The following is an 18,259-nucleotide window of genomic DNA, read 5'->3' on the forward strand; positions in this document are numbered from 1 at the left end:
AGCGCGGGCGCGCTCTCTTCTACATACAGCGTTCGCGGGCGCTGCGCCGCTGGTCTACCGCCCGCGGCCCAATTCGGCCGTTCTGTGGCGGTCCTACGCGGTCTGGTGTGCCAGCAGCGCCACCGCGGCGATCAGCACCGCGAGCAGCGCGATCAGCGCCATCGGGTTAAGGCCCGCGAGGAAGTTCTCCTGCTGCAGCCGCTCGCGGTTGGCGCGGCACACGGGGCACCGGCCCTCGTTCACGGGCGCCGCGCAGTTCGCGCACACCAACCGGTCGTACGTCATGCGCTCGCCCTCCTTGCACCGGCCATCACATACACAACGCTTCCCGGAACGAGAACGTTCCCCCTCCACTGTGCCAGGTTCCAAAGGAAAGGGCGCGGTCGTCCGGGGACTGCTGCCCGGCACAAAAGCGCACAACCCTCACGCAACCCTGACTGGCGACTGCACTCGCGCACCTGGTTCGCGTATGGTCACGCTCATCTACCCCCGGCGACCCGTGGTGCATCCGTGATCCGATTCGACAACGTCTCCAAGGTCTACCCCAAGCAGACCCGCCCCGCACTCAGGGATGTGTCCCTGGAAGTGGAGAAGGGCGAGTTCGTCTTCCTCGTGGGGTCCTCCGGCTCCGGAAAGTCCACCTTCCTGCGGCTGATCCTCCGCGAGGAGCGGTGCAGCCACGGACAGGTGCACGTGCTGGGCAAGGACCTCGCCCGCCTCTCCAACTGGAAGGTGCCGCAGATGCGCCGCCAGCTGGGGACCGTGTTCCAGGACTTCCGGCTCCTGCCCAACAAGACGGTCGCCGAGAACGTGGCCTTCGCGCAGGAGGTGATCGGCAAGTCCCGCGGCGAGATCCGCAAGTCCGTGCCCCAGGTGCTCGACCTCGTCGGGCTCGGCGGCAAGGAGGAGCGCATGCCGGGCGAGCTGTCCGGCGGTGAGCAGCAGCGCGTCGCCATCGCGCGGGCCTTCTCAACCGGCCCAAGCTGCTGATCGCCGACGAGCCCACCGGCAACCTCGACCCGCAGACCTCCGTCGGCATCATGAAACTGCTCGACCGGATCAACCGGACGGGCACCACCGTGGTGATGGCGACGCACGACCAGAACATCGTGGACCAGATGCGCAAGCGCGTCATCGAGCTGGAGAAGGGCCGCCTCGTCCGCGACCAGGCCCGCGGCGTCTACGGCTACCAGCACTGACGATCCACGACGGAAAGGCTTAACCAGACGCCATGCGCGCCCAGTTCGTTCTGTCGGAGATCGGTGTCGGTCTCCGCCGCAATCTGACGATGACCTTCGCCGTCATCGTCTCCGTCGCCCTGTCCCTGGCCCTGTTCGGCGGTTCGCTGCTGATGAGCGACCAGGTGAGCACGATGAAGGGCTACTGGTACGACAAGGTCAACGTCTCGATCTTCCTCTGCAACAAGAGCGACGCCGAGTCGGACCCCAACTGCGCCAAGGGCGCGGTGACCGAGGACCAGAAGAAGCAGATCCTCGGCGACCTGCACAAGATGTCGGTCGTCGAGAAGATCTCCTACGAGTCGCAGGACCAGGCTTATAAGCACTACAAGGAGCAGTTCGGCGACTCCCCGCTGGCCAGCTCCCTCACGCCGGACCAGATGCAGGAGTCGTACCGGATCAAGCTCAAGGACCCGCAGAAGTACCAGGTGATCGCGACCGCCTTCGACGGGCGTGACGGTGTGCAGTCGGTACAGGACCAGAAGGGGATCCTGGACAACCTCTTCGGGCTGCTGAACCTGATGAACCGGGCGGCGCTCGGTGTGATGGCGCTCATGCTGGTCGTCGCGCTGCTGCTGATCGTCAACACGGTGCGTGTCTCGGCGTTCAGCCGTAGGCGTGAGACCGGGATCATGCGGCTGGTCGGGGCCTCCGGCTTCTACATCCAGGCGCCGTTCATCATGGAGGCCGCGGTCGCCGGTCTCATCGGCGGCGGTCTGGCCTGCGTCTTCCTGGTGGTGGGGCGCTACTTCACCATCGACCACGGCATGGCCCTGTCCTCGAAGCTCAACCTGATCAACTTCGTCGGCTGGGACGCCGTGTTGACCAAGCTCCCGCTGATCCTCGCCACAAGTGTGCTGATGCCCGCGCTTGCCGCGTTCTTCGCTCTGCGCAAGTACCTGAAGGTGTGACGCATGCCAAGAGGGCCGTACGGTCAACGGACCGTGCGGCCCTTCGCGTTGTCCTAGACTCACCCGCATGTCAGGCCGTGACCTGTTCTGTCAGCCCCGCCGCGTCGGCCGCGGGGCGGCTCTGACATTGGTCTTCGCCGGTGTACTGGTCACCGGCGCCGCGACCGGTTCCTTCCCGGACTCCGGCCACCCGGACCGCGCGACCGCGCGGGGCGCGGCCCGTGCTGCCACCCGCCACGACGCCGTGGAGAAGGCCGCGGCCGACGCCGCGGCCGACGGCAAGTCCCCCATGGAGGCCGCCGAGCGGGCCGTGAGCCGCAGCGGGGACCGCTGGGGTGCGGTCTACTCCGAGGGCGAGTACGAGGAGTTCCAGGAGGCCCTCGACGGCGAGTACACCGGCGTCGGCCTGTGGGCGAGGCGCGAGCGCGACGGACGTATCGAGGTGACCCGGGTGCAGTCCGGGTCGCCCGCGTCCACCGCGGGGATCCGCAGGGGCGACCGGCTGCGCAGCGTCGACGGCGAGAGAGTCGACGGCCGTCCCGTCACGGAGGTCGTCTCCTTACTGCGCGGTGACGCCCAGGACGCCGCCGCGGGCACCGCCGTCCGCCTAGGCCTGGAACGCGGCACGCGCTCTTGGAGCCGGACACTGCACCGGGCCCGCCTGTCCACCGACTCCGTCACCGTCCGCAGGCTCCCCGGCGGCGCCACCGTCATCAGGATCGCCGCCTTCACCAAGGGGTCCGGCGATGTCGTCCGCACCGCCGTACGGCAGGCCCCGGCCGGCGCCGGGATCATCCTCGACCTGCGCGGCAACTCCGGCGGCCTGGTCACCGAGGCCGTCACCGCCGCCTCCGCCTTCCTCGACGGCGGCCTGGTCGCCACCTACGACGTCGAGGGCGAGCAGCGCGCCATGCACGCCGATGCCGGCGGCGACACCGCCAGACCCCTGGTCGCGCTCGTCGACGGCGGGACGATGAGCGCGGCCGAGATGCTCACCGGCGCCCTCCAGGACCGCGGCCGCGCGGTCGTCGTGGGCTCCCGCACCTTCGGCAAGGGCTCGATCCAGATGCCGACCCGGCTCCCGGACGGCTCCGTCGCCGAGCTGACCGTCGGCCACTACCGCACCCCCTCCGGCCACGCCGTCGACGGCCGGGGCATCACCCCCGACCTGGAGTCCGGCGCCGAACCGCTGGAGCGGGCGGAGACCGTCCTCAGCGGTCTGGGCGATCCGCCGTAGCCCCGGGTCAAATCGGCTTCCCTCACACCCCCTCCGTAGTGCGAAAATGGACGGCACTATGAGCAAGGGAATGTACGTACCGAAAGAGTCCCAGCAGAAGCAGCAGGGGACGGCCGCCAAAGCCAGGGACGGCGAGAAGGGCGGCAAGCGCAAGATCGTCGCGCAGAACAAGAAGGCCCGGCACGACTACGCCATCATCGACACCTACGAGGCGGGTCTCGTCCTGAGCGGCACCGAGGTGAAGTCGCTGCGGCAGGGCCGGGCCTCGCTGGTCGACGGCTTCGTGCAGATCGACGGGAACGAGGCGTGGCTGCACAACGCCCACATCCCCGAGTACAGCCAGGGCACCTGGACCAACCACTCGGTGCGCCGCAAGCGCAAGCTGCTGCTGCACCGGGAGGAGATCGACAAGCTGCAGGTCAAGGCCCAGGAGACGGGTCACACGATCGTGCCCCTCGCCCTGTACTTCAAGGACGGCCGCGCGAAGGCCGAGATCGCCCTCGCGCGAGGCAAGAAGGAGTACGACAAGCGGCAGACGCTCCGCGAGCAGCAGGACCGCCGGGAGGCGGGGCGCGCCATCGCGGCGGCGAAGCGCAGGCAGCGGGGCGGCTGACGGCAGGGCGCCCGACAGCGGGGGGAATACGGTGGCATCCGCGTGCGTTGGTCACGTACGATGACACCAACACCGGGCGAACACCCGGTGGGCTCATTGAAAAATCAACATGGGGATGATCGGTTTCGACAGCGGCTGTCGAAGCAGGGGAAGCGTGTCGAGGAAGCGGCCATGATCTCGTAAACCACAGGCCGAAAAAAATAATCGCCACTGTTAAGAGCGATTCTCCCGAGCGTTTTGCTCTCGCTGCCTGATTAAGTAGCGACTCGCGAAACTCTCACTAATGGGAGTGTCAGCCCGGGGGTGTTCCCGACCCGGATCCTGGCATCAGCTAGGGGACTAAACCTTGATCTCGGTCACGGGGTGAAGAGGGAAATCCAACAGTGACTGGGCCCGTCGGCGACTTGTTCGCGTGATCGCCGGGGCCGAGAAAATCACAGCGAACTGCACACGGAGAAGCCCTGGTTCCGCACCGTTGGACGCGGGTTCGATTCCCGCCATCTCCACTCATCCCATGTGGCCGAGGCCCCGACGCTCTGGAGCGCCGGGGCCTTTGTCGTTCTCGTGGCCGGCTCAGCGTGAAAGCCGACGGGCGCACACCCTTGGCGTCCAGTCGTACGGCGATCCGACCCGTCCGACGCCGCCGCCACGGCCGTACCCTGTCCTCGGGCTCGTCGGCCGCGCGGACGGGACTTCAGGGAGCGTTGCGGGGTGCGGTGCTCGCGCGCTCCGTGAGCCGGGGCGCGAGCAGCGTCGCCCCGGGTACCTCCGTGCCGCCCAGCCCGGCAATCAGCAGCTCCACCGCCCGCCCGCCGAGCTCGGCGGAGGGCAGGGCGACCGTGGTGACGGGGACGCGGAGGGCGGCGGCGAGTTCGCCGGGGCAGATCGCGGTGACCGAAAGGTCGGCGGGGACCCGCAGCCCGAGGTGCTCGAAGGTCTCGATCAGCGGCTCCAGGACCGCCTCGTTGTGCACGACGACCCCGGTCAGCGCGGGCTGCTCGCGCAGCAGCTGCTCGGCGATCCGGCGGGCGGCGGCGGGAGTGGCCTCGCAGGGGTGGACGGAGGAGGCGAGCCCGTTGCGGGCGGCGGCGGCCGTGAAGCCCTGGACCACCCGCTGGGCGAACGCCGTCTCCCGTACGTACACCTCGGGCGGCGACCCGATGAGCGCCACGACCCGGTGGCCGAGCCCCGCCAGGCGCTCCACGCACAGTTCACCGGCCGCCTTGAAGTCCAGGTCGACGCAGGTCAGGCCGTCCGGCTCCAGCGGGAACCCGATCATCACGGACGGCCGCTCCAGCGAGCGCAGCAACGGCAGCCGGGGATCGCGGAGTTGTACGTCCATCACGATCAGCCCGTCCACCAGCGCCGTGTCCGCCACCCGCCGCAGCCCCTCCTCGCCCTCCTCCTGGGTGAGCAGCAGCACGTCGTGGTCGTGACGGCGGGCGGTGGTCACGACCGACACCGCGAACTGCATGACGACCGGCACGTGGATGCCGGTCCGCAGGGGGATCACCAGCGCCAGCACGTTCGAGCGGCTGCTCGCCAGGGCCCGCGCGCCGGCGTGCGGCCGGTAGCCCAGCTCGCGGATGGACGCCTCGATGCGCTGCCGGGTCTCCTCCGAGATCGGGCGCTTGCCGCTCAGGGCGTAGGAGACCGTGCTGGGGGAGACCCCGGCGTGCCGGGCCACATCGGTGATCTTCACCATCACTGCTGCTCCAGCTCCAGCGTGAGGAAGCCGGTCCCGGCCCGCGCCCGTGCGATGCGCTCCCCGGCCGCCAGCGCCCACGGCGCGGACGGGTCCGCGCAGGAGGCCCGCAGTGTGTCCCCCTCGCGTACGACGGTGAAGGTCACCTCCCCGACCGGCACGGTCACCCGGGCGCCCCGCTCCAGCCCGTACGCCCGCAGGGTCACCCCGTCCGCGTACGGATAGTCGGGCCGGTCCGCCACCGCCCCCACCGGAACCACCGCCCCCGGCCGGACGAGGAGCGGCACGCTGGAGAACCCGTGGCGCTCGCGTACCCAGCGCGGCCCGGTCACGGTCCGCCCGCTCAGGAAGTGGGTCCAGGTCCCCTCGGGCACGTAATAGGTGACGTCCCCCTCGTCGCTGAACACGGGCGCGACCAGCAGGTCCGGCCCGAGCATGTACTGCCGCTCCAGATGCGCGCACCCGGGGTCGTCCGGGAACTCCAGGACCATGGCCCGCATCACCGGTGTACCCTCGGCGCGGGCGGCGCGGGCGGCTTCGTACAGGTAGGGCATCAGGCTCAGCTTCAGCCGGGTGAACAGCCGGAGCACGTCCACGGACTCCTCGTCGAAGAGCCACGGGACGCGGTACGACGAGGATCCGTGCAGCCGACTGTGCGAGGACAGCAGACCGAAGGCCAGCCACCGCTTGAACAGCGCAGGTGTCGGCGTCCCCTCGAAGCCGCCGATGTCATGGCTCCAGAAGCCGAACCCGGACAGGCCGAGCGACAGCCCGCCCCGCAGCGACTCGGCCATCGACTCGTACGTCGCCTCGCAGTCGCCGCCCCAGTGCACGGGGAACCGCTGGCTGCCGCTGGTCGCCGACCGCGCGAACACGACGGCCTCGCCTTCGCCCCGGTGCTTGCGCAGCACGTCGAACACGGTGCGGTTGTAGAGGTGGGTGTAGTAGTTGTGCATCCGCTCGGGATCGGAGCCGTCGGCCCATGCCACGTCGACGGGCACTCGCTCCCCGAAGTCGGTCTTGAAGCAGTCCACGCCCTGCGCGAGCAGCGCCTCCAGCTTCGAGGCGTACCAGTCGCGGGCGGCCGGGCTGGTGAAGTCGACCAGTGCCATGCCCGGCTGCCACAGGTCCCACTGCCAGACGCTGCCGTCCGGCCGCCGCAGCAGGTGCCCGAGCTCCTTTCCCTCGGCGAACAGGGGCGAGCGCTGAGCGATGTACGGGTTGATCCAGACGCTGACGTGGAGACCCCTCGCCTTCAGCCGGGCCAGCATCCCCTCCGGGTCCGGGAAGACGCGCGGGTCCCACCGGAAGTCGCACCAGTTGAACTCCCGCATCCAGAAGCAGTCGAAGTGGAAGACGGACAGCGGCAGTTCACGCTCCCGCATGCCCTCGATGAAGGAGGTGACCGTCTCCTCGTCGTAGGAGGTGGTGAAGGACGTCGACAGCCACAGGCCGAACGACCAGGCGGGCGGCAGGGCCGGACGCCCGGTGAGGGCGGTGTACTTGCGCAGGATCTCCTTCGGAGACGGCCCGTGGATCACGTAGTACGTCAACTGCTGTGACTCGACGCTGAACTGGACCCGTGAGACGGCCTCCGAACCGACCTCGAAGGACACCTTGCCCGGATGGTCGACGAAGACGCCGTAGCCCGCGTCCGTCAGATAGAAGGGCACGTTCTTGTAGGCCTGCTCGGTTGCCGTGCCGCCGTCGGCGTTCCAGATGTCGACGACCTGGCCGTTCCTGACCAGCGGGCCGAAGCGCTCGCCGAGGCCGTAGACGGACGTGCCGACCCGCAGCGCCAGCTGCTCCCGCAGGTAGTGACCCCCCTCGGCGTCCCGCATGATGCCCATGCCCTTGGGACCGCTGGAGGTGAGCGTGCGGCCCCCCGCGAGGAACTCGAGGTGCCAGGGGCCCGTGCGGGCGATCTTCAGGGACAGTGCGCCGGAGGTGAGGGTCGCGGTCTCGTCGTCGTACGAGACCTGCGGCGCGACCCCTTCCTCCGCGACCTCGAACTCCGGGCCCCGCGGCTGCTCGCCCTCGAAGTGGGTGAAGGTGACGCCGATGACGTCGGGCATCGGGGCGTGCGCGCTGATCGTCACGACCGGTCCCTTCAGCAGGTCGCCGCGGTGGCGGATGGGCCGGGTCGGCGCGTGGATCTCCAGCACGCCGTCCTCGGCGCTGACATCGAGGACCTCGACCGGGTGGGCCGCGGTGACGCCGTCGCGCAGCAGCCAGTAGCCGTCGGTGAACTTCACGTGGGCTCCCCTTACTTGACCGCGCCCACGGCGATGCCGCGGGTCAGCGTCCGCTGGAAGACGAGGAAGAAGACGATGGCCGGGAGCACGCCGAGGAGGGCCGCAGCGTTCGTCATCGTGGCGTCCATCAGGCGCTGGCCCTGGAGGACGCCGAGGGCCACCGACACGGTCTGGTTGTCGTTGGAGATCAGCATGACCAGCGGGAGCAGGAACTCGTTCCAGGTCCAGATGAAGAAGAAGACCAGGAGCACGCCGAGAGTGGGCCGGCTGACGGGGACCACGATCCGCCACAGGACCTGCCACTTGTTCGCGCCGTCGATCCGGGCCGCCTCGATGATCTCGCGGGGGAACTGCCCCAGCACGGAGGACAGCAGGTAGGTGCCGAAGGCCGCCTGGATCACCGTGAACACGATGATCACGCTGAGCCTGGTGTCGTACAGGCCCGCCTGCTTGCTCAGGTAGTAGACCGGGTAGACCAGCGCCTCCTGCGGCAGCATGTTCGCCAGGACGAAGAAGGCCAGCACCCAGGCGCGGCCCCTGATCCGGCCGATGCCGATCGCGTACGCGTTCAGCACCGACAGCACGACCGCGAGCACGGCCACCGAGCCGCTGATCAGGACCGAGTTGACGAGCTTCTGGCTGTAGTCGACGCGCTGCCAGAAGTCCTTCAGGCCGTCCAGGTAGAGGCCCCTGGGCAGGCTCAGCGGGCCGTTCTGGGAGTACTCCGCGGGCGACTTGACCGCGTTCACCGCGACGATCAGGAACGGGACGACCATGAACAGGGCGGCCAGGCACAGGGCCACCAGGACGGGGTAGCGTCGTATCGGGGTCATGTCCGGGCGCCTTCCTCCGCGTCCTCCGCCCGGGTCTGGAGCTTCAGACCGATGAGCGCGAGGGCGAGGATGATCACGGTGAGGACGGTGGAGATCGCGGAGCCGTAGCCGACCTGGGTCTTCTCGAAGAACGTGGTGAAGGAGAAGTAGGAGGGGACGTCGGTGGCGCCGCCGGGGCCGCCCTTCGTCAGGACGTAGACCGCGCCGAACACCTTCAGCGCGGCGATCGTGCACCAGGTCAGGACGACATAGATCTCCGGACGGATCTGCGGCAGCGTGATGTGCAGGAAGCGACGCCACCAGCCGGCCCCGTCCAGCTCGGCCGCCTCGTACAGCTGCGGGTCCACGCGTTGCAGACCCGCCATGAAGACGACGAGCGGGAAGCCGATCTGCACCCAGACCATCACGCCCATGACGCTGTACAGCGCGATGTCGGGGTCGCCGAGCCAGTCCTGCTGCCAGGAGCCGAGACCCACCGCCTTCAGGAGCGCGTCGAGCGCGCCGTTGCCCGGGGCCAGGATCCAGCTCCAGACGATGCCCGCCACCGCGATCGGCAGCACCTGCGGGAGGTAGAAGCAGGCGCGCAGGACCGCCGCGAGCCGGGCGCCGAAGTGCTTGCCGACGAAGTCGAACAGCGCGGCGGCCAGAACCAGTCCGAGGGCCGTGGGGATCGCCGCCATCGCGACGACCATGAACAGGCTGTGCCGGAAGGACGCCCAGAACTCGGAGTCGTCCATCAGCTCCCGGTAGTTGGCGAGCCCGGTCCACTTCGGGCTGCCCACCCCCTGCCACTCGGTGAGGCTCACGGCCGTGTTCATCAGGAACGGGACGATGACGACGGCCAGGAAGGCGAGGATCCCCGGGAGCAGGAACAGCGCGTAGCTGTCGCGGTGGCGGCGGGGCGGGCGTCCGGCACGGTCCTGCTTTCCGGTCACCCGCCCGTCGCGTTCGACGGTCACCGTCATTGCCGCTTGGCACCCTTGTCGTACGCCTTCTGCAGGGCGTTCAGATAGGCGTCCGGCTTCTCGCTCCCCGTGATCAGCTTCTGGGTCTCGGAGACGAGGACGTCGTAGAAACCGGCGACCGGCCAGTCCGGGTAGAAGGCCAGGCCGTCCCTGCCCGACAGGGTGTTGAAGTTGGCGATGAGCTCCTTGGACCTGGGGTCGGTGATGGCGTTCGCGTCGGCGGCGACCGGGACTCCGCCCTTGTTGCCCAGCAGGTTCTGGATCTTCTTCGACATGGTGATGTCGATGAAGTCGTAGGCCAGCTCCTTGTTCCTGGAGTTCTTGGGGACCACCCAGAGGTTGCCGCCCGAGCCGGGGGCCAGGTTCGAGTCCGGCCACAGGAAGGTGCCCCAGTCGAACTTGGCCTCCGACTGGAAGCGTCCGTACCACCAGCTGCCGGAGAACAGGATGGGCGCCTTGCCCTGGATGAAGGAGACGCCCGCCTCCTCGGCCTTGGTGCCACTGGACGTCCTGGCGATGTAACCCTTCTTCACCCAGTCGGCGAAGGTGGTGGCCGCGTAGGTCCAGGCCTGGTCGTGGAAGTCGGTCTTTCCCTTGTACAGCTCGTACTTGTCGACCCAGGAGCGGTCCGCCCGGGACAGGGCGAGCTGGTACAGATACTGCTGGGCCATGTACTCGGCGCCCGCGTTCGCCAGCGGGGTGACCTTGTGCCGTACGAACTCGTCCATGGCGGCGGTCAGATCGCCGAGCGACTTCGGCTCGGCGATCCCGTACTTCCTGAACAGGTCCTTGTTGTAGTAGACCATCGTGTACTCGGCGTAGTTGGGCACTCCGTACCACTTGCCGGAGCCCATCACGCCGTCGGTGTCGTACTGGCTGGTCGTGCGCACACCGGCGCTCAGCTTCTTGTCCCAGCCGCGTTTCGCCGCCTCGGCGGTCAGATCGGTGAGCAGGCCCTGCTGGGAGAGCAGACCCGCCGTCGCGTTGCCCTTGTTGTACTCCATGATGTCGGGCGCGTCGGAGGAGTTCAGGACCATCTGCGCCGTCTTCTGGATCTGCTCGAAGCTCTTCTCCTCGTACTTCACCTTCACGCCCGGGTGTTCGGCCTCGAACTCCTTGATCGCCTCGTTCCAGGCGACGCCCATCGCGCTGGTCGGGCCCTCGTAGTGCCAGAGCCGGAGCGTCGTGCCGTCGGAGGAGCCGCTGTCCGAGCCGCCGCAGGCGGTCATCAGCAGCGATCCGGAGAGGATCACCGCCGCGGCCGCCAGGCGCCTTCGTGTCGTCAGCATCCAGTGCCTCCAGGGGAGTCGGAGTCGGATGGTTCTCGGGGCTGGATATCCGGTCGTCACGCGGCGGCCGGCGAGCCGGTCGTCCGTCCGGTCGTCGAATCGGTTCGATGCGTGACGTCGAAGCGCTTCGACGAGGGAAGGTAGGTGTGGGCGGCGGGCACGTCAATGGGGGCGACTGAAATCGGCGCCTACGACACGCAAGCGGTTCGACGAGTCGAACGGAACGCCGTCGTCGACGAATTGATCAGCAGGGCCACGGCCGCTGCCGCGAGCGGTGTCGCGAAGGCGGCCGCCGGGGAGGCGTGCTCCGCCAGGAAGCCGCCCCCGGCCGAGCCGCACGCTATGCCGGTGAGCAGGCCGGTGACGACCAGGCTCATGCCCTCGTTCAGGCGCTCCTCGGGAGTGCGCCGCTGCACCAGGGTCATCGCGGTCACCATCGTCGGCGCCGTCGCCATGCCCGCCGCGAGCAGGGCGGCGGCCAGCACCCAGAGGGAGCCCGTCGTGCGCGCGGCCAGCAGCGGCAGGGACATCAGCGCGGTCATCGCGAGCAGACACCTGGACAGCCGCGGTCCGGCCGGCTTCAGTGCCCCGTACATCAGGCCCGCAGCGCAGGACCCCGCCGCCTGGAGCGCCAGCACGGCACCCGCCGCGGAGCGGTGGCCCTGCGCGTCCGCGTAGGCGATCGTGACGACCTCCATCGAGCCGAACACCGCGCCGGTGGCCACGAAGCAGGCCAGCAGCGGCGGGATGCCCGGAGTGCGCAGCGGTGACGCCGCCCTCGTGAGCGCCCTGGGCGGCGGTTCGGTGGCCCGCTGGGCGGTGAACAGGAACATGCCGGTCAGCAGCAGCGCGGCGCCCACGAGCGTGCCCGCCTCCGGGAACAGCGTCCCGGTCAGGAAGGACGCCAGGACCGGGCCGAGCATGAAGCACAGCTCGTCGGCGGCCTGCTCGAAGGAGTTCGCGGTGTGCAGGGCCCCGGGGTCGTCGCGCAGCAGATGGGCCCAGCGGGCACGGGACAGACCGCCGACGTTGGGGGTGGTGGCGGTGGCGGCGTACGCGGCGAACAGGGTCCAGTCCGGGGCGCCCCGGCGCACGCACAGCAGCAGAGCCAGGCTGCCCAGCACGGCGGCGACCGTGGCCGGCACGGCGACCCGGGCCTGTCCGTAGCGGTCGACGAGCCGCGCCACCCAGGGCCCCGCCAGCGCCGTGGCGGCCAGTCCGGTCGCGGTGACCGCGCCGGCCAGCGCGTACGAGCCCCGCGCCCCGGCGATCATGACGACCGCGCTCACCCCGAACATGCCCATGGGCAGGCGGGCGATCAGGTTCCCGGCGGTGAAGGCCCTGGTGCCGGGACGGGCGAAGAGGCGCCGGTACGGGGCCAGGGGGAGCCGGGGCAGGGCGAGTCGAGGCATGTCCCCACCGTCACCCGGAGTGGATCAAGGGGTCCAACACCTGATCCCCACCGATTGACGCACCCGTGTTGTAAATTCGCCGGATGCCCACCCCCGCCCATCTGGACCCCCGCCTCCTGCGCGCCTTCGTCACCGTCGCCGAGGAGCTTCACTTCACCCGGGCCGCCGCGCGCCTGTACATAGCCCAGCAGGCGCTCAGCCGGGACGTGCGGCGGCTGGAGCGGGAGCTGGCCGCCGAGCTGTTCGTGCGGACCACCCGTCAGGTGACACTGACCGCCGACGGTGAGCGCCTGCTGCCGTACGCCCGCCGGGTCCTCGCCGCGCAGGACGAGCTGCTCGCCGCGTTCGGGCAGGCCCGCCCCCTGCTCGTGGACCTGAATTCCCAGGGGCTGGCCACCGGCCGCCGTGTGCTGCACCGGGCCCGCGAGCTCGCGCCGGAGCACGAGCTGATGGCCCGCTACGAGAGCGGGCTGACGGGAGCGGCGGCCGATCTGCTCGCCGGGCGCCTCGACGCCTCCTTCGGCCGCGTCGCGGGCCTGGCCCCCGCGCTGCGCGCCGGTCTCGCGCACCAGCCCGTGCGGTACGAACCGATGGCCGTCGTCCTGCCCGACGACCATCCACTGGCCCCGCTGGAGGCCGTGCCACTGGCGGCGCTGGCCGGGGAGACGGTGTACGCCGGCGCCGGCAATCCCCGCACCCCCGAGTGGACCGACCTCGCACATCGCCTGTTCGAGGGGCGTGGCATTCGAGTGGCTTCGCCCCTCCCGCTGGCCGTGGGGGACGAGGAGTTCGAGCGGATCATGGCGAAGACCCGGCATCCGATCCTCGCCGTGGTGGACTTTCCGGCCATGCCTCGGACCGTGCTGCGACCGCTCGTCGAGCCCGTCCCGTTGTCGCCCGTGTCACTCGTGTGGCGAAAGGGGCTGGTCCATCCCGGGTTCGATGCCCTTCGCCGGGCCGCGGCGGAGATCGCCACCTCCGAGGGGTGGCTCACGCGGCCCACCGGAGGGTGGATTCCAGCCACGGATGAGGCCTTTATGAATCCCCACAAATGACATACCGCGGACGTCGGATCCTCGGCTGCGCTACGTTCATGGCCTGAGCACGGTGTGGTACCGGGGGCGCTCGGGCCAGGTGGGGGCCTGGTTCGGTCGACGTGTGCTCGGAGTCGTGAGCGCCGCCAGAACTGTCCCGTGGGGGGATGTACGCGCGTGAACAACTGGCGAGAAGACGCCCAACCGGAATGGCATCAGAATTCATCCGCGTCCGGGAACATACCGGTGACGGGTGGAGACACCCAGGTCTTTCCGGAAACCGGAAGAACCGATGCCTTTCGGCCGGACCGAGGTCCGGCCGGCGACCGGGACCTCGCGAAGAACGAGGCCCCGCGGGGCGGCCGCGCCGTTCTCGGCGCCGAGTCCAAGATCCGCATCCCGGAGTCCAGGCGCCGCCTGTCCGGCTCGGGTGGCCGTCTGCCCGGGCCCGGGAGCCGCCTCTCCGAGCCCTCGGGACTGATTTCCGACCCCTGGGACGAGTCCGCCCCCGGATCCGGTGACGCGTTCGCCGCGACCGGAACCCGCACCGGAGCGGGTGCCACCGGAGCGGCCGGTGATCCGACGCACGACCCGCACGAGGTGACGGTCCAGCTCGACGCCGCCCAGTTCGGGGACGTACAGCTGAGCCAGGCCGAGAGCGCCGCCCGCGTTGGCGGTCAGGAAGGCTCCGACGGGCCGGTCTTCGTCGACGAGTCGGGCCGCCGCAGCCGTACGTTCCGGCGGCTCGGCATGCTCGTCGGCATCGCCTGCGCCGTCTACGCCGTCGTCATCGTCGCCACCCTGCTGTCCGGCAGTTCCGACGCGCCCTGGCTGCCCGTGCCGGGCCAGAACGACGACACGCCGGCCAGCCAGGTCGACGGCTCCCCGCTGCCCGCCGACTCGGCCGCCCGGCCGTCCGGCAGCGGCAGCGCCCCGCCGGGCACCGGCACCGTCCCGACGGCGGGCGACGGCACGGCCCCGTCGCCGGACGCGCGCGCCACCGAGTCCGGCAGCGGCAAGAACTCCGCCGAGCCGGGCAGGAGCGCCGACCCGGAGCCGACGGCCACGAAGACCACGGCCGGTCCGGGCGGCGGTCACGGCTCCTCCCCCTCCGCCAAGCCCTCGAGCCAGCCGGCCTCCACCCCGCCCGCCCCGAGCAGCCCCGTCGAGGGCTCCGCCGATCCCACGGAGTCCCCGGTCTCGGGCGGCGGCACCACCGGTACCGGCTCGGTCGCCGACGGCCCGGCCACCCCGACGCCCGTCGCCGCGGACCCCGGCGGTCCGGCCACCTCCCCGACCCGCCTGTCCCCGGAGCACATCCTCTGATGGCATCCCGCACCCGCCGTCACGAGGCCGCGCCCGGAGCCCGTGACGGTTCCCGGCGCCGTCGCCTGCGCATGCGCCTGCTGCTGCCCCTGCTCGTCCTCCTCGCCCTGATGGCGATGCTGATGCTGCGCGGCTACGTGCACAGCGAGATCCTCGCCGACCACCGCATCCGGCCCGAGGCCGCGACCGACAGGGTGCCCGAGAAGATCCTGGAGGGCGGCCCGGTCATCGACACCCGCAGCGGCCGTACCACCAGCCTGAAGGTGCCCGAGCACCGGCTGGTCCTCACCTTCGACGACGGCCCCGACCCGACCTGGACCCCCAAGGTCCTGGACGTGCTCAAGAAGCACCACGCGCACGCGGTCTTCTTCGTCACCGGCACCATGACCTCGCGCTACCCGGAGCTGGTCAAGCGCATGGTCGACGAGGGCCACGAGGTCGGCCTGCACACCTTCAACCACCCCGACCTCTCGTACCAGTCCAAGAAGCGCATCGACTGGGAGCTGTCCCAGAACCAGCTGGCGATCACCGGCGCGGCGGGCATCCGCACCTCGCTGTTCCGCCCCCCGTACTCGTCCTTCGCCGACGCGATGGACGACAAGTCCTGGCCGGTGACCGAGTACATCGGCACCCGCGGCTACATCACCGTCGTCAACAACACCGACAGCGAGGACTGGAAGAAGCCCGGCGTCGACGAGATCATCCGCCGGGCCACCCCGCACGGCGGCAAGGGCGCGATCGTCCTGATGCACGACTCGGGCGGCGACCGCCACCAGACGGTCCAGGCGCTCGACAGATTCCTGCCCATGCTGCAGAGCCAGGGCTACACGTTCGACAACCTCACCGAGGCCCTGCATGCGCCGAGCGCGCACACCCGGGTCGCCGGGCTCGACCTGTGGAAGGGCAAGGCGTGGATCTTCCTGGTCCGGGCCTCGGACGACATCACGGACGTGCTGGTCGTCGGCCTGGCGGTGATCGGCGCCCTGGTGATCTCCCGCTTCGTCCTCATGCTGCTGCTCTCCGGCATCCACGCGCGCCGGGTGCGCCGCAAGGACTTCAGCTGGGGGCCGCCGGTCACCGAGCCGGTGTCGGTGCTGGTGCCCGCGTACAACGAGGCGAAGTGCATCGAGAACACGGTCCGCTCCCTGATGGCGAGCGAACACCCCGTCGAGATCATCGTCATCGACGACGGCTCGACGGACGGCACCGCGCGGATCGTGGAGGCCATGGACCTTCCCGACGTCCGCGTCGTACGCCAGCTGAACGCGGGCAAGCCGGCCGCACTCAACCGCGGTCTGGCGAACGCCCGCCACGACCTGATCGTGATGATGGACGGCGACACGGTCTTCGAGCCGTCCACGGCCGGCGAACTGGTGCAGCCCTTCGGCGACCCCCGCGTCGGCGCCGTGGCCGGCAACGCCAAGGTCGGCAACCGTGACTCCCTGATCGGTGCCTGGCAGCACATCGAATACGTGATGGGCTTCAACCTCGACCGCCGCATGTACGACATCCTGCGCTGCATGCCCACGATCCCCGGCGCCGTGGGAGCGTTCCGCCGCTCGGCCCTGGAGCGGGTCGGCGGCGTGAGCGACGACACGCTGGCCGAGGACACCGACATCACCATGGCCATGCACCGGGACGGCTGGCGCGTGGTCTACGCCGAGAAGGCGAGGGCCTGGACCGAGGCCCCGGAGTCCGTCCAGCAGCTCTGGTCCCAGCGCTACCGCTGGTCGTACGGCACCATGCAGGCGATCTGGAAGCACCGCCGCGCGATCGTGGAGAAGGGCCCGTCGGGCCGCTTCGGCCGGGTGGGCCTCCCTCTGGTCTCCCTCTTCATGGTCCTGGCCCCGCTCCTGGCCCCCCTGATCGACGTGTTCCTCCTCTACGGCGTGGTCTTCGGCCCGACGCAGAAGACGATCGGGGCCTGGCTGGGCGTCCTGGCGATCCAGGCCGTGTGCGCGGCGTACGCCTTCCGCCTGGACCGCGAACGCATGACCCACCTCATCTCGCTGCCCCTGCAGCAGATCCTCTACCGCCAACTCATGTACGTCGTGCTGCTCCAGTCCTGGATCACGGCACTCACCGGCGGCCGTCTGCGCTGGCAGAAGCTGCGCCGCAGCGGTGTCGTCGAGGCCCCGGGAGGCCCGGTGCCGCGCCGGCGCAGCCGCACGAGCAGCAGTGATCGGAGGCCCGTGGCATGACCCACGGATACACGACGGACACGACCCCGCAGCCCGCGCTCGACGTCCCCACAGTCCCCCCTGCCACGAGGAAACCGCCGGGCGGCCGGGACCGCTATCTCGACCTCCTGCGCTCGACGGCCCTGGTCCGAGTAGTGGTCTACCACCTCTTCGGCTGGGCATGGCTCACGGTCCTGTTCCCCTCCATGGGCGTGATGTTCGCCCTGGCGGGCTCCCTGATGGCGCGTTCCCTGAACCGCCCCGCGCCGAGCGTGATCCGCGGCCGGGTCCGTCGTCTGCTGCCGCCCCTGTGGGCGTTCAGCGCGATTGCGCTGGCGCTGATGTTCGCGGGCGGCTGGAACCCGGTGAAGGACCCGGACAACGGCGGCACCTGGGGCCTGCTGAAGCTGATCGACTACGTGATCCCCATCGGGGCCCCGCCGTTCCCCTGGCACATCGGATCGAAGTCGGGCCTGCTGGAGGACACCTGGGCGGTGCAGGCCGCGGGCCCGCTGTGGTACCTGCGCGCGTACCTCTGGTTCGTGGTCGCGTCCCCTCTCCTCCTCCGGGCCTTCCGCAGGGCACCGTGGCCGACACTGCTCGCCCCTCTGGGTCTGACGGCCATCGTCGGCACGGGCCTGGTGTCGATCCCGGGCGAGACGGGCAACGCGGTCAGCGACTTCGCGGTGTACGGCGGCTGCTGGGTCCTGGGCTTCGCCCACCACGAGGGCCTGCTCGCCCGCATCCCCCGCTACGCGGCCGTCTCCTGTTCGGCACTGCTGATGGCGTTCGGCCTGTGGTGGGCGTCGGGCCATCTGGGCCCCGACGGCTGGGACCTGAACGACATCCCGCTCGCCCAGGCGACCTGGTCCTTCGGTTTCGTCGTCATCCTGCTCCAGTACTCCCCGTCCTGGCAGGAACTGCCGGGCCGCCTGCGCCGCTGGGACAGACTGATCACCCTGTCCAACAACCGGGCGGTGACGGTCTACCTGTGGCACAACATGCTGATCATGGCCACGGTGCCGATCATCGACCAGGCCTACAACCTCCCGTTCATGCAGAGCGACCGCGCCGTCTCGGCCCTGGACACCACCTACATGCTCTGGATGTTCTTCCTGGTCTGGCCCCTGATCGGCCTGACCATCCTGGCCTTCGGCTGGATCGAGGACATCGCGGCGAAGCGGAGCCCGCGGCTGTGGCCGAACGGGGTGAAGAAGGGGGCGCGGCGGCGGGCGTAGTACCCACGGCTGCGATCGGAGCC

At 70.0% G+C, this 18,259-nt stretch carries 14 protein-coding genes, 1 other RNA gene and 1 pseudogene; 9 read left to right on the top strand and 7 right to left on the bottom strand.

The features are described 5' to 3' along the window. Positions 1-93 precede the first annotated feature (93 nt). Positions 94-285: a hypothetical protein gene (locus ACFW2E_RS00645; protein WP_316753993.1), complete on the bottom strand. Its 192-nt coding sequence runs from the start codon at positions 283-285 to the stop codon at positions 94-96. Between the two features lie 225 nt (positions 286-510). On the opposite strand from ACFW2E_RS00645, the pseudogene ftsE reads away from it, so the two are divergent. The 5 genes and pseudogenes from ftsE to ssrA all read left to right on the top strand — a co-directional run bounded on the left by ftsE (position 511) and on the right by ssrA (position 4,508). Beyond that, positions 511-1,199: pseudogene (gene ftsE, locus ACFW2E_RS00650) on the top strand (cell division ATP-binding protein FtsE). A 32-nt stretch (positions 1,200-1,231) separates the two neighbouring features. After that, a complete protein-coding gene (ftsX, locus tag ACFW2E_RS00655; protein WP_384459162.1) occupies positions 1,232-2,149 on the top strand; it encodes a permease-like cell division protein FtsX in 918 nt (305 codons plus the stop codon). Positions 2,150-2,216: 67 nt separating this feature from the next. Continuing rightward, on the top strand, positions 2,217-3,386 hold the full coding sequence (locus tag ACFW2E_RS00660; protein ID WP_384459165.1) for a S41 family peptidase: 1,170 nt from the start codon (positions 2,217-2,219) through the stop codon (positions 3,384-3,386). A 70-nt stretch (positions 3,387-3,456) separates the two neighbouring features. Then, positions 3,457-3,999: an SsrA-binding protein SmpB gene (gene smpB / locus ACFW2E_RS00665; protein ID WP_384459168.1), complete on the top strand. Its 543-nt coding sequence runs from the start codon at positions 3,457-3,459 to the stop codon at positions 3,997-3,999. A gap of 111 nt (positions 4,000-4,110) precedes the next feature. Further along, positions 4,111-4,508, top strand: a transfer-messenger RNA (tmRNA) gene (gene ssrA, locus ACFW2E_RS00670). A 185-nt stretch (positions 4,509-4,693) separates the two neighbouring features. On the opposite strand, the gene ACFW2E_RS00675 is transcribed toward ssrA, so the two are convergent. The 6 genes from ACFW2E_RS00675 to ACFW2E_RS00700 all read right to left on the bottom strand — a co-directional run bounded on the left by ACFW2E_RS00675 (position 4,694) and on the right by ACFW2E_RS00700 (position 12,458). Continuing rightward, positions 4,694-5,704: a LacI family DNA-binding transcriptional regulator gene (locus ACFW2E_RS00675; RefSeq protein WP_384459171.1), complete on the bottom strand. Its 1,011-nt coding sequence runs from the start codon at positions 5,702-5,704 to the stop codon at positions 4,694-4,696. Then, a complete protein-coding gene (gene yicI, locus ACFW2E_RS00680) occupies positions 5,704-7,959 on the bottom strand; it encodes an alpha-xylosidase (RefSeq protein WP_384459174.1) in 2,256 nt (751 codons plus the stop codon). The genes ACFW2E_RS00675 and yicI overlap by 1 nt, the downstream gene beginning before the upstream one ends. 11 nt (positions 7,960-7,970) lie before the next feature. Then, the gene (locus ACFW2E_RS00685; RefSeq protein ID WP_384459177.1) at positions 7,971-8,792 is read right to left on the bottom strand and encodes a carbohydrate ABC transporter permease; all 822 of its coding nucleotides are present in this window, start codon (positions 8,790-8,792) and stop codon (positions 7,971-7,973) included. Continuing rightward, entirely contained in the window at positions 8,789-9,757 is a 969-nt protein-coding gene (locus ACFW2E_RS00690; protein WP_384459180.1) for a carbohydrate ABC transporter permease, read from the bottom strand. The genes ACFW2E_RS00685 and ACFW2E_RS00690 overlap by 4 nt, the downstream gene beginning before the upstream one ends. Beyond that, positions 9,754-11,046, bottom strand: coding sequence for an ABC transporter substrate-binding protein (locus ACFW2E_RS00695; protein WP_384459183.1), 1,293 nt, complete (start codon positions 11,044-11,046; stop codon positions 9,754-9,756). The genes ACFW2E_RS00690 and ACFW2E_RS00695 overlap by 4 nt, the downstream gene beginning before the upstream one ends. Before the next feature lie 188 nt (positions 11,047-11,234). Beyond that, positions 11,235-12,458 carry an MFS transporter gene (locus ACFW2E_RS00700; RefSeq protein WP_384459186.1) on the bottom strand — a complete coding sequence of 408 codons (1,224 nt, stop codon included), beginning with the start codon at positions 12,456-12,458 and terminating at the stop codon, positions 11,235-11,237. Positions 12,459-12,541: 83 nt separating this feature from the next. Between ACFW2E_RS00700 and ACFW2E_RS00705 the strand changes: the two genes are divergently transcribed. The 4 genes from ACFW2E_RS00705 (at position 12,542) to ACFW2E_RS00720 (ending at position 18,236) form a co-directional block, all read left to right on the top strand. Further along, positions 12,542-13,513, top strand: a complete 972-nt coding sequence (locus ACFW2E_RS00705) for a LysR family transcriptional regulator (RefSeq protein ID WP_384459189.1) — start codon at positions 12,542-12,544, stop codon at positions 13,511-13,513. Positions 13,514-13,738: 225 nt separating this feature from the next. Beyond that, positions 13,739-14,818 (top strand): hypothetical protein, encoded by a 1,080-nt coding sequence (locus ACFW2E_RS00710; protein ID WP_384459192.1) that lies wholly within the window; start codon positions 13,739-13,741, stop codon positions 14,816-14,818. Beyond that, entirely contained in the window at positions 14,818-17,019 is a 2,202-nt protein-coding gene (locus ACFW2E_RS00715; RefSeq protein WP_384459195.1) for a glycosyltransferase, read from the top strand. The genes ACFW2E_RS00710 and ACFW2E_RS00715 overlap by 1 nt, the downstream gene beginning before the upstream one ends. Next, positions 17,016-18,236, top strand: coding sequence for an acyltransferase (locus ACFW2E_RS00720; protein ID WP_384459198.1), 1,221 nt, complete (start codon positions 17,016-17,018; stop codon positions 18,234-18,236). The genes ACFW2E_RS00715 and ACFW2E_RS00720 overlap by 4 nt, the downstream gene beginning before the upstream one ends. Positions 18,237-18,259 lie beyond the last annotated feature (23 nt).

The organism is Streptomyces sp. NPDC058964, from assembly GCF_042741275.1.
In the GTDB taxonomy this organism is placed as follows: domain Bacteria; phylum Actinomycetota; class Actinomycetes; order Streptomycetales; family Streptomycetaceae; genus Streptomyces.

What these genes read in the sequence shown, in the direction of transcription:
- ACFW2E_RS00700 (WP_384459186.1), bottom strand. Translation starts at nt 12,458, where the DNA reads ATGCCTCGACTCGCCCTGCCCCGGCTCCCCCTGGCCCCGTACCGGCGC.
- ACFW2E_RS00645 (WP_316753993.1), bottom strand. Translation starts at nt 285, where the DNA reads ATGACGTACGACCGGTTGGTGTGCGCGAACTGCGCGGCGCCCGTGAAC.
- ACFW2E_RS00675 (WP_384459171.1), bottom strand. Translation starts at nt 5,704, where the DNA reads ATGGTGAAGATCACCGATGTGGCCCGGCACGCCGGGGTCTCCCCCAGC.
- smpB (WP_384459168.1), top strand. Translation starts at nt 3,457, where the DNA reads ATGTACGTACCGAAAGAGTCCCAGCAGAAGCAGCAGGGGACGGCCGCC.
- ACFW2E_RS00695 (WP_384459183.1), bottom strand. Translation starts at nt 11,046, where the DNA reads ATGCTGACGACACGAAGGCGCCTGGCGGCCGCGGCGGTGATCCTCTCC.
- ACFW2E_RS00685 (WP_384459177.1), bottom strand. Translation starts at nt 8,792, where the DNA reads ATGACCCCGATACGACGCTACCCCGTCCTGGTGGCCCTGTGCCTGGCC.
- ACFW2E_RS00715 (WP_384459195.1), top strand. Translation starts at nt 14,818, where the DNA reads ATGGCATCCCGCACCCGCCGTCACGAGGCCGCGCCCGGAGCCCGTGAC.
- ftsX (WP_384459162.1), top strand. Translation starts at nt 1,232, where the DNA reads ATGCGCGCCCAGTTCGTTCTGTCGGAGATCGGTGTCGGTCTCCGCCGC.
- ACFW2E_RS00720 (WP_384459198.1), top strand. Translation starts at nt 17,016, where the DNA reads ATGACCCACGGATACACGACGGACACGACCCCGCAGCCCGCGCTCGAC.
- ACFW2E_RS00705 (WP_384459189.1), top strand. Translation starts at nt 12,542, where the DNA reads ATGCCCACCCCCGCCCATCTGGACCCCCGCCTCCTGCGCGCCTTCGTC.
- ACFW2E_RS00660 (WP_384459165.1), top strand. Translation starts at nt 2,217, where the DNA reads ATGTCAGGCCGTGACCTGTTCTGTCAGCCCCGCCGCGTCGGCCGCGGG.
- ACFW2E_RS00690 (WP_384459180.1), bottom strand. Translation starts at nt 9,757, where the DNA reads ATGACGGTGACCGTCGAACGCGACGGGCGGGTGACCGGAAAGCAGGAC.